The sequence below is a fragment of the Streptomyces sp. NPDC127084 genome (assembly GCF_042724175.1).
Classification (GTDB): domain Bacteria; phylum Actinomycetota; class Actinomycetes; order Streptomycetales; family Streptomycetaceae; genus Streptomyces.
Map to the genome: position 1 here is coordinate 1 of NZ_JBHXFA010000199.1, position 10,172 is coordinate 10,172.

The following is a 10,172-nucleotide window of genomic DNA, read 5'->3' on the forward strand; positions in this document are numbered from 1 at the left end:
TCTAACACCCAGAGCGGGGCCGATCTCCCCCGGCAGTGGGGGGGGGGACCCCCACCGCCTTGCGATATACCGCACCGGACGCCGCGAGCTTCCCGGCAGACCCATCCGGTCACAGCACTAGATCTGGAACGCCACCTGCGGGCCGCCGTCGGACAAGGAGCCGACCCCGGTCGAAGTGGTGAGTGCCTCGACCAGCCAGCAGTGAGTGATCCCCAGATTGGGTCCGGGCTCGTCGGCCAGTGTGGCGACGTGCTGCCAGTAGCGCTGGAACAGCGGGATAGTGCCCCACAGTTGCGCTCCCATGAAGGTCCGGAAGCCCGGTGTGTCGTCCTCGTGGCGGGAGCGTGCGCACGCCTCCGAGAAGTGGTCCAGCGCCTCGCCGGGTTGGGGCGGCTCACCAGCGGAGACCAGCGAGTCCGCCAGATCGGACGCGTCGAGCAACTCCGAGTACAGCGAGGCCTTGTCACGTACGTTCGGGCAGACCCAGTACACGGGGAACTGCGGATGCGCGGTCAGCGCGTGCAACTCAGCGTAGGCGAGCGCGGTCTCGGCGGTCGGATCGCTGGGCGGATCCGGTACGGCCTGAGCGATGATGTGGTCGACCAGTCGGGCGGGTATGGACGACGGGATCGTCCGCTGCCACGAGCGGACGAGGTCGCCGTGGGCCTCCGGCAGCTGCTGCACTCGTGCCAGTACCTCAAGCCGACGCAGTCGCTCCGGTCCTGAGCACTCGTCAAGAGCCTTCAACGTCGCCTCGCGCCAGCGTAGCTCGGTCAGCTTCCGCTGGACCAAGCCGAGTTCGTCGGCCACCAGATCGCCGATGCCGCGTTCACCCGTGGCCACATCAGTGATGGTCGCGATGGGGGTGTCCAGCGCTCTCAGCCGCTGCACCAGGCGCAGTTGCTCCAGCGCATCGGGTGCGTAGCGACGGTGGCCGCCGCCGCTGCGTTCCGCCATGGGCAGCAGTCCGATGTCGGAGTAGTACCGGATGGTCTTCACCGAAAGACCGGTGTGCTGCGCCAGCTCTCCGATGGTCCATGTGATTCGCTTCACTACCCCTTGAACCTCCAGTGCACGGGAGGTTTTAGCGTACGGAACGTCAGGCCGCGACACCTCCGCGGCCTCACACGACCGGCTGGCGGACGGGGGCGTGGTCCAGCCGGTGCACGGGGGAAAGGGGTGGCTCGGGCGTACCACTTGGGATGCCCGAGCCGCCACCACGAACCGTCTCGTGCGTACCCGCAGTCGACGCGCCGCTATGCGCGGCCCGCGGGAGTGAAGGTGACCGGCAGGCTCGCGGGACCGCGCAACCCGCCGGGCCTCCAGCGCAGTTCACCCGGCGGCACCGCGAGGGCCAGGTCGGGAAGCCTGCGCAGTACGGTGCCGATGGCGATCTGGCCTTCGAGTCGGGCGAGCGGTGCCCCCAGGCAGTAGTGGATACCGTGTCCGAAGGCGAGATGGGCGTTGTCGCGCCGGGTGATGTCCAGCCGGTCGGGCGCGGGGAACCGGCCCGGGTCGCGGTCGGCGATGGCCGTGGCGATGACCACGGTGGCACCGCTCGGGATGGCCACACCGCCGATGGTGACATCCTCACGCGCGAAACGCGCGATGCCGGGGTTCACCGGACCGTCGTAGCGCAGGAACTCCTCGACCGCACCCGGCAGTAGCTCGGGGTCCTCGCGCAGCAGTGCGAGCTGGTCGGGGTTGGCGAGCAGCGCGGCGGTGCCGCTGCCGATCAGATTGACCGTGGTGATGTAGCCGGCGGCCAGCAGCAGGAACGACATGGCGATCAGCTCGGCCTCCGCCAGCCGCTGCTCCTCGTCCCGGGCGGTGATCAGCGCGCTGAGCAGGTCGTCCCCAGGGCGGGCCCGCTTGGCCTCCAGAAGCTTGGTGAGGTAGGCGTGCATCTGCTGCCACGCTCCGTCCACCACGGCCGGATCCGGTTCCTCGGCCCTGCGCAGGATCATGTCGTCGGTCCAGCGCTGGAAGTCGTGCCGGTCGGACACCGGCACCCCGAGGAGCTCACTGATCACCGTGACCGGGAGGGGCAGGGCGAAGTCGGCGACGAGATCGGCGCGGCCGGTCGGGGCGATGTCGTCGATCAGCCGGTCGGTGAGCTCCTGGACCCGGGGCCGCAGTTCGGCCACCCGGCGCGCGGTGAAGGCCTTCGACACCAGCCGGCGCAGCCGGGTGTGGTCGGGCGGGTCGCTGCGGAGCATGTTGCTCAGCATCGACTCGCGTTCGGTGGTAGGCAGTTGCCGCATCAGGCGGGGGTCGGCGGCATCGCGCACATCACTGCTCAGCCTCGGGTCGGAGAGGGCCGCCAGCCCGTCTTCGTACCCCGTGACCAGCCAGGCCTCCACACCGCCGGCGACGACGGCGCGGCGCACCGGGCCGTCCTCGCGCAGCTCGCGGTAGAGAGGGAAGGGGTCGGCGACGAAGGCGGGATCGGCGTAAGGCAGAAGGACGGGCTGCTGGGTCATGGCTGCCTCCCGGATATATGGGGCGCTGAAGGGCGTACATTCACAATATTCTGAATATTGGGAATGTTCAATGAGGGCTGGAGGGCGGCCGGGGTATATGTGCCAGACGAGACGATCCCGGAATCCGGGATAGATACACGGGACAGGCGGAAGAGGGGACAACGGCCATGGAGCGGACCACATGCTGTGTCGTAGGGGGCGGACCAGCAGGGATGGTCCTCGCCCTGCTGCTGGCCAGGGCGGGCGTGCCCGTCACGGTGTTGGAGAAGCACGGCGACTTCCTGCGTGACTTCCGCGGCGACACTGTCCACCCGTCCACCCTGGCCCTGCTGGACGACCTCGGACTCGCCGAGCGGTTCGCCCGGCTGCCGCAGCGCCGGGTGTCCACCGTCCAACTGCCGCTCGGCAGCTCCGGTTCACTCGTCACCGTGGGCGACATCGGCGCGCTGCCGGGCAAGTACAACTACATCGCGATGGTCCCGCAGTGGGACCTGCTCGACCTGCTGGCCGACGAAGCCGGGCGCGAGCCTTCCTTCTCGCTTCGGATGAACACCGAAGCGACGGTTTTCCTCCAGGAACGCGGACGGGTCACCGGAGTGCGCTACCGCACCCCGGAAGGCCGCACCGGGGAAGTGCGCGCCACGCTCACCGTCGCCTGCGACGGCCGGGGCTCCTTCGCCCGAGCACTCCCTGAGCTGGGCTTGCGGCGCTTCACCTGCCCGATGGACGCCTGGTGGTTCCGGCTGCCCCGACGCGACGGCGACCCCCACGGACTGGTGGGCGGTGTCGGCGACCGGTTCCTCAGCGCCCTGATCGACCGCGGCGACTACTGGCAGTGCGCCGGGCTGATCCCCAAGGGCACCGACGGCCCGCGCCGCGCCGCTGGGCTCGACCGCTTCCTGGCCGAGCTCGCCTCTGCCGTCCCCTGGCTCGCGGACCGCGTGGACACACTGACCACCTGGGACGATGTGAAGCTGCTCGACGTACGCCTCGACCGGCTGCGGCGCTGGCACCGCCCGGGCCTGCTGTGTATCGGGGACGCCGCGCACGCCATGTCGCCGGTCTTCGGCATCGGCATCAACCTCGCCGTCGAGGACGCCGTGGCCGCGGCCCGGCACCTCGTCGCCCCCCTACGCGACGGCACGGTCGGCCTCCGGGACGTACGGGCCGTCCAGCGCCGCCGGCTGCCGACCACGGTGCTGACCCAGGACCTCCAGCGGCTCGCCCACCGGGCGGTGATCGAACCGGTACTGGCGGGACGACCGCCCTTCGGCGGCGCCGCGGCGGCCGGGCGTGCCACGGAGCTGATCACCACCTCCCGCTGGCTCAACAGGGTCCCGGCGTACTTCCTCGCCTACGGGGCGCTCCGCGAGCGCCCGCCCGTGGAGTCCGTACGCTGAGCAGTGAGCCGTCAGGCCTCGGCGCGCTCGGTGACCGGGTCGCTGCTGCGGTCGCCGAGGAACTCGTACCAGCGGTGCTGCACACACGGGTACTTGATGTCGGCCTCCACCAGATCCAGGAACGAGTCCACGGTGGTACCCAGGCGCTCCAGGAGCCCGCTGTCGTTCAGCTGACCGTCCACGGTGAAGGCCTGATGGGCGGCTGCCAGACTGAACATGCCGGGGTAGACCCGGGCCCCGAGGTGCTCAAGCGGCACCCGAAGGGCCCACAGGCCCCGGTTGCCGCCCACCATGGACGGGGAGGCCGACACCAGCAGCGTCTGCTTGTCCTTGAACGGCTGCGGCCGGAAGCGTGAGACCCAGTCCACGGCGTTCTTCACCGTGCCCGGCACCGAGGCGTTGTACTCGGGAGAGGAGACGACAAGGGCGTGGGCCGCCTCGATACGGTCGCGCAGTGCCATGGAGCCCGGCGGAAGCCCTGTGGCCTCCTCGTCGTCACCGTCGTACGGCGGCACGCTGAACTCGCGCAGACTGGCGAGGTCCGCCGTGGCGCCGGACTGAGTGATAAGCCGCGCGACCAGCGCGGCCAGCAGCTCGTTCACGGAGCCGGTACGGGACGAGCCGGAGAGCACGAACACCCGCAGGCCCGCGCGACCGACGGGCGGTGGGGACGGGAAGCCCTGGCCGTCCGGGGCGGGGTGGGAGGGGGCGGAATCAGTCATGGTCGGATCACGCCTTTCCGGTCTCTGACTCGGAGACTCTTACTCCAGGCTCCCTCGTCTCCCCGCCCCGATCACCTCGGGGCGCCGGGGTGGCCGCTCCGGCGGAACCGGCCTACCATGCAGGGCCCGCGGGGATGACCCCCGCAGGCCCGCCCATCAGTCACCGCGGGCCCTACCCGGACGCCGCCTCGCCTGCCGCGGACAAGCGCCGCCAGGCCCAGGCCCCACCGAGCAGTACGAGGGCCAGCCCGGCCGCGGCCCCCCAGAAGACAGCCCGTGAACCCGCGGCGGCGATCAAAGTGCCGCCCAACGCCAGACCGAGCGGCTCGGCACCGAACGACAGGGTGCGGAAGGCGCTGTTGACCCGGCCCTGGAGGGCGTCGGGGGTGGCCGTGAGACGGTACGAGACCACGGCCACCGCGAACACGGGCCACAGGACGCTGGTGATCAGCACTCCGGTCGCCAGCGGCATCGGCCCTGGCGCGAGCGCCATGACGGCGGCGGCGACCGCCCACAGCAGCACGCTCCCGAGCACCAGCGCACGCAGCCCGATCCGCTCAGTGAGGCGCGACGCGGCGAGTCCACTGAGGACGGTGGCGGCTCCGACCCCCGCCATGGTGAGACCGATCAGCCCCGCGCCGACGCCCATCTGCTCGGTGGCGAGGACGATGGCGGCCAGAGTCAGCGGCGCCTGAAGGAAGTTCACCGCCGTGATCAGCAGCATGAGCAACCTCAGTAGCCGCCGCCGCCAGAGGAAGGCGAACCCTTCCTTGAGCTCGTCCAGGATCGACGTCCGCCCACTGCCCTCCCGCTCGCCCTGGAGCGGACCGCGGACGAACAGCAGGGACACTCCGGACGCCAGATAGGTCAGCGCGTCCACGGCGTACGCGTACACCGCGCCGAGGGTGGAATTCCTGGCCGCGCCGACCAGTACGCCGAAGAGCGCGGAGCCGCCCACCGACGCGGCGGAATCCCCCACCTCGTTCGCGGCGTTGGCGGACGGCACCTGCTCGGCGGGGACCAGCCTCGGGAGCGCGGACAGATGCGAGACCGCGGAGAAGACATGCCCGGCCCCTTCCAGGAAGGCGACGAGCGCGAGGTGAGTCACCGTCAGTCCGTCGAGGGCGTACGCGAGCGGCACGGTGGCCAGCACCGCGAACCGCCCCAGATCGGCGACGATCATCACCAGCCGCCTGTCCCACCGGTCGACGAGCACGCCCGCGAGCGCGTTCAGCAGCAGATAGGGGGCGTACCGGGCCGCGCCCACCAGACCGGCCAGGGTGGGGGAGCCCGAGATCGCCAGCGCCAGGATCGGCACGGCGAGGTTGGACAGGGCCGTCCCCAGGGACGAGACCGTGAAGCCGCCCCACAGGAGCATGAAGTCCCGGTGCGCCAGCAGCCCGCGCCATCTTCGACCGGGCCGCTCCGCTGGCACGTCGCCCGGCCCGGTTACCTGTTCGGCACCTTGGCCTCCGGCCGTTGTGCATTCCGCCGTTGAACCATCCACGGCAGTGGTTCTATGTTCGATCGTGAGTCCGCGCCAATGAATTTCACGGGCTCAGGCCCGCGACCGGCTGCCAGGAGGCCGGTCGGGACGGCGGCTGCTGCCCCACCAGGTCCCGCCCCCCTACCAGGCCGCCTTGGCGACCCGCCAGTCGGGCGCCAGCACCGACCAGATCTCCTCGTCGTGTCGCTTCCCCCGGTACAGGTAACTCTCGCGCAGGACACCGTCCTTGGTCATCCCGAGCCTGCGGGCCACCGCGATGCTGGGCGCGTTGTCCGGTGAGACCCACCATTCCACCCGGTGGATGCCACGTACTTCCACGGCCCAGTCGATGACCAGGCGCGCCGCACGAGTCACCAGGCCTCGGCCCACCACTGACGGCTCCAGCCAGCAGCCCGCCTCGGCGGTGCGCTGCTCGATGTCCAACTTGCGCAGCAGGAAGCCGCCGACGAGCGTGCCGTCCGCCCAGATCCCGTGGATCCGCCCCGAATCGGCCGCGGTCTTCTCCGCGTACGCCCGCAGGAAGGCCGCGCTCGACTCCAGGTCCCGTACGACATCGGGCAGGCCGTTGTGCTGCCCGATGAACTCCCGCCCGCGGTCGATGTGGGCCAGGAACTCGCCGGCCTGCCACGGTTCCAGCGGACGCAGCTCGGCCCCGTCGCCACCCAGGGAAGCGGCGTACACCGTCAGGCCTCCTCGGCGCCGCCGAAACGGGCGCGGTAGGACTCCAGGTCCTCGTCCGTGATCTTCGCGAACAGCACCGGCGGGACGGTGAAGGCGGTTCCGGCCGGGACACCGGCCAGGGCCCTCGCCTGTTCGGGGCTCACCCAGGTCGCGGTGTCGGCCTCCAGCGCGAAGGCACCCCGCATGGCGGCTGCCGTGGCCGGAATGAACGGCTCGGAGACCACCGCGTACAGATGGATCAGGTTCATCGCCGTACGCAGGGTCAGCGCGGCCCCGTCCGGGTCGGTCTTGATCTCCAGCCAGGGGGCCTTCTCCTCCAGGTACGAGTTGCCCGCGGACCACAGGGCGCGCAGCGCCGCCGCGGCCTTGCGGAACTGGAGCGCCTCCAACTGCTCCTCGTACTCGGCGAGCAGACGGGCGATCTCCTCGCCCAGCTTTGCCTCCGCGGCACCCGCGCCGTGCCCGGACGGGACCTCGTCGCCGAAGCGCTTGCGCGAGAACGACAGCACGCGGTTGACGAAGTTGCCCAAGGTGTCGGCCAGGTCCTTGTTCACCGTGGCGGTGAAGTGCTCCCAGGTGAAGGAGGAGTCGTCGGACTCGGGGGCGTTGGCGATCAGGAAGTAGCGCCAGTAGTCGGCGGGGAGTACCTCGAGCGCCGCGTCAGTGAAGACACCGCGCCGCTGCGAGGTGGAGAACTTGCCGCCGTAGTACGTCAGCCAGTTGAAGCCCTTGACGACGTCGACCTTCTTCCACGGCTCGCGCACACCGAGCTCGGTGGCCGGGAACATCACCGTGTGGAAGGGGACGTTGTCCTTCGCCATGAACTGGGTGTAGCGGACGGTGTCGTCGGCCTCGTACCACCACGCCTTCCAGTCCCTGACCGTGCCGTCCTGGGCGGCGTCCGCCCACTCCTTCGTCGCGCCGATGTACTCGATCGGGGCGTCGAACCAGACGTAGAAGACCTTGCCCTCGGCGGCCAGCTCAGGCCAGGTGTCGGCCGGCACCGGGACGCCCCAGTCCAGGTCGCGGGTGATCGCTCGGTCGTGCAGGCCCTCGGTCAGCCACTTGCGGGCGATGGACGAGGAGAGCTGCGGCCACTGCTCCTCGTGCCGCGCCACCCACTCCTCGACCTCGTGCTGGAGCTTGGACTGGAGCAGGAACAGGTGCTTGGTCTCACGCACCTCCAGCTCCGTGGAGCCGCTGATCGCGGAGCGCGGGTCGATCAGGTCCGTCGGGTCGAGGACCCGTGTGCAGTTCTCGCACTGGTCGCCGCGTGCCTTGTCGTAGCCGCAGTGCGGGCAGGTGCCCTCGACGTAGCGGTCCGGCAGGAAGCGCCCGTCGACCGGCGAGTACACCTGGCGGATCGCGCGCTCCTCGATGAACCCGTTCTCGTGGAGCTTGCGCGCGAAGTGCTGGGTGATCTCCCTGTTCTGCTTCGACGAGCTGCGCCCGAAGTAGTCGAAGGACAGCTCGAAGCCGTCGTACACGGCCTTTTGCGCGTCATGGGCCTGGCCGCAGAACTCGTCCACGGAGAGCCCCGCCGCCTTGGCGGCGAGCTCGGCGGGGGTGCCGTGCTCGTCGGTGGCGCAGATGTAGAGGACGTCATGGCCGCGCTGGCGCAGATAGCGGGAGTACACATCCGCGGGAAGCATCGACCCGACCATGTTGCCCAGGTGCTTGATCCCGTTGATATAGGGAAGCGCGCTGGTGATCAGGTGTCGAGCCATCCTCGGATGCTCCATTTCGTGTTTGTGCGAAGGGTTGTCACGTGGAGTGACGGAACGGTTGGGAAAGCCGCCGTCATCGTATCGAACCGGGGGTGCGCCCTTCCTGCGGGTTTTCCGGTGCTCACGTGGGCTCCGGCGCGGGAGCGGGGTTCTGCACCGGGATCCGTGCCGGGGCCTCCGGTGCCGGGGCCGGTGCCGGGTCCGGGATCAGCGCGGTCTCCGGCGCCGGGGCGTACTGCGCGGCCTGGGTGCGGAACATCGCGGCGTAACGCCCGTCCACCGCGATCAGCTCGTCATGGCTGCCGGACTCCACCAGGCGCCCCTGGTGGAGTACGTGGATGGTGTCCGCGTAGCGCACCCCGGACATCCGGTGGGTGACCAGGACGACGGCGCGGTGCCGCCCGGCGAGACGGCGGATCCGGTCGAACGCCGCGATCTCCGCCTCCGGGTCCAGTGCCGATGTCGGCTCGTCCACGATCAGGATGCTGTCGGCCGCGCCGGTCGAGGCCCGCCAGTGGGTCCGGGCCAGGCCGACCTTCTGCCACTCGCCGCCCGAGATCTCGGAAGCCCCCCGGAACATCCTGGCCAGCAGGGTCGCGAGGCCCTGCGGCAGTTTCGCGATGAGCGAGCCCGCTCCCGCGTAGTCCGCCGATGGCTGCAACTCCTCCGGGGAGGCGGCCCGCTCAGGCCGTCCGATGCGGATGTTCATCGCCGCGGTCATCGGCCAGCGCTGGAAGTCCTGGGTGAGCAGCGCCACCCGCCCGAACACCTGGGACCGGTCGAGACCGGTCAGTTCCTGCCCGCCCCAGCGGACGCTGCCGTCCTGGGGCAGCAGCAGTCCGGCCAGCACCTTCATCAGGGTGCTCTTACCGGAGCCGTTCTCACCGACCACCGCGATCACGGAGCCCATCGGCACGGTCAGCGACACCCCGTCGAGCGCGGGTTCGACCCGGTCGGGATAGCGGTAGCCGACCTTGTCCAGCACCACCTCGCCGACCCTGGCGGGCAGATCGGCCCCGTCCCGGGGGATGGTGTGCCGGCCCGCCTCCCGCAGGAACCGGTCGTGGTCCTGGACGTACAGCGACTCCTCGTGCATCTCGTTGATGTTCATCACCAGCGCACCGAGGCTCGCCGAGCCCGACCTGACCGCGATCACCGCCGTTCCGGCGACCGCGAGTTCCATGTGCCCGGCCAGGATCAGCCAGGCCATCACCCCGTAGGTGAACGCCATCGCGATACCCGACAGGGCGGCGGCCACCAGTTCGGTCAGTGCCTTGTCGTTGGCGAGGCGCTTCTGCTCGTTCTCCGCGTTCTCGGCCATCTTCCGGTACCGGTCCAGCAGGAAGGGGCCCACGGCGTGGATGCGCACCTCCTGGGCGGCGTCCCGGTCGGTGAGCAGATTGCCGATCAGCCGACTGGCCCGCACATGCTCGACCCACGTCATCACGGACACATACCGTTCCTGCGCCACCCGCATCGCGCCCCAGCCCCGGGGCGCGGCGATCAGCAGCAGCATCGGCAGCAAAGCCGGATGCAGCACGGTGAGCACTCCGGCAGTGGCGATCAGAGCGATGCTCCCGTTGAGCGCGGCGACACACACCCCGATCATGCGGCGGGCCGACGCCGCACCGTACTGCGCCACATCGATCAGC

The 10,172-nt window shown here is 70.2% G+C and carries 8 protein-coding genes; 1 reads left to right on the top strand and 7 read right to left on the bottom strand.

What is annotated here, in order from left to right; genetic code table 11:
- Positions 1–117 precede the first annotated feature (117 nt).
- Positions 118–1,053 carry a MerR family transcriptional regulator gene (locus tag ACFWI9_RS30325; RefSeq protein WP_387167272.1) on the bottom strand — a complete coding sequence of 312 codons (936 nt, stop codon included), beginning with the start codon at positions 1,051–1,053 and terminating at the stop codon, positions 118–120.
- Positions 1,054–1,256: 203 nt separating this feature from the next.
- Complete coding sequence (locus ACFWI9_RS30330) at positions 1,257–2,483, bottom strand: cytochrome P450 (protein WP_387167274.1); 1,227 nt, start codon at positions 2,481–2,483, stop codon at positions 1,257–1,259.
- Between the two features lie 167 nt (positions 2,484–2,650).
- On the opposite strand from ACFWI9_RS30330, the gene ACFWI9_RS30335 reads away from it, so the two are divergent.
- The gene (locus tag ACFWI9_RS30335) at positions 2,651–3,883 is read left to right on the top strand and encodes an FAD-dependent oxidoreductase (protein ID WP_387167277.1); all 1,233 of its coding nucleotides are present in this window, start codon (positions 2,651–2,653) and stop codon (positions 3,881–3,883) included.
- An 11-nt stretch (positions 3,884–3,894) separates the two neighbouring features.
- On the opposite strand, the gene ACFWI9_RS30340 is transcribed toward ACFWI9_RS30335, so the two are convergent.
- The 5 genes from ACFWI9_RS30340 to ACFWI9_RS30360 form a co-directional block, all read right to left on the bottom strand.
- Entirely contained in the window at positions 3,895–4,527 is a 633-nt protein-coding gene (locus ACFWI9_RS30340; RefSeq protein WP_387167292.1) for an NADPH-dependent FMN reductase, read from the bottom strand.
- A gap of 250 nt (positions 4,528–4,777) precedes the next feature.
- On the bottom strand, positions 4,778–6,112 hold the full coding sequence (locus ACFWI9_RS30345; RefSeq protein ID WP_387167280.1) for an MFS transporter: 1,335 nt from the start codon (positions 6,110–6,112) through the stop codon (positions 4,778–4,780).
- Between the two features lie 120 nt (positions 6,113–6,232).
- Positions 6,233–6,793: a GNAT family N-acetyltransferase gene (locus ACFWI9_RS30350; RefSeq protein ID WP_387167283.1), complete on the bottom strand. Its 561-nt coding sequence runs from the start codon at positions 6,791–6,793 to the stop codon at positions 6,233–6,235.
- A gap of 2 nt (positions 6,794–6,795) precedes the next feature.
- A complete protein-coding gene (gene metG / locus ACFWI9_RS30355) occupies positions 6,796–8,520 on the bottom strand; it encodes a methionine--tRNA ligase (protein WP_387167286.1) in 1,725 nt (574 codons plus the stop codon).
- 121 nt (positions 8,521–8,641) lie between these two features.
- On the bottom strand, positions 8,642–10,172 hold a 1,531-nt coding region (locus tag ACFWI9_RS30360), incomplete at its 5' end, for an ABC transporter ATP-binding protein (RefSeq protein WP_387167289.1).

Excerpts from the sequence above, each read along its gene's own strand:
- ACFWI9_RS30330 (WP_387167274.1), bottom strand. The coding sequence starts at position 2,483 with ATGACCCAGCAGCCCGTCCTTCTGCCTTACGCCGATCCCGCCTTCGTC.
- ACFWI9_RS30335 (WP_387167277.1), top strand. The coding sequence starts at position 2,651 with ATGGAGCGGACCACATGCTGTGTCGTAGGGGGCGGACCAGCAGGGATG.
- metG (WP_387167286.1), bottom strand. The coding sequence starts at position 8,520 with ATGGCTCGACACCTGATCACCAGCGCGCTTCCCTATATCAACGGGATC.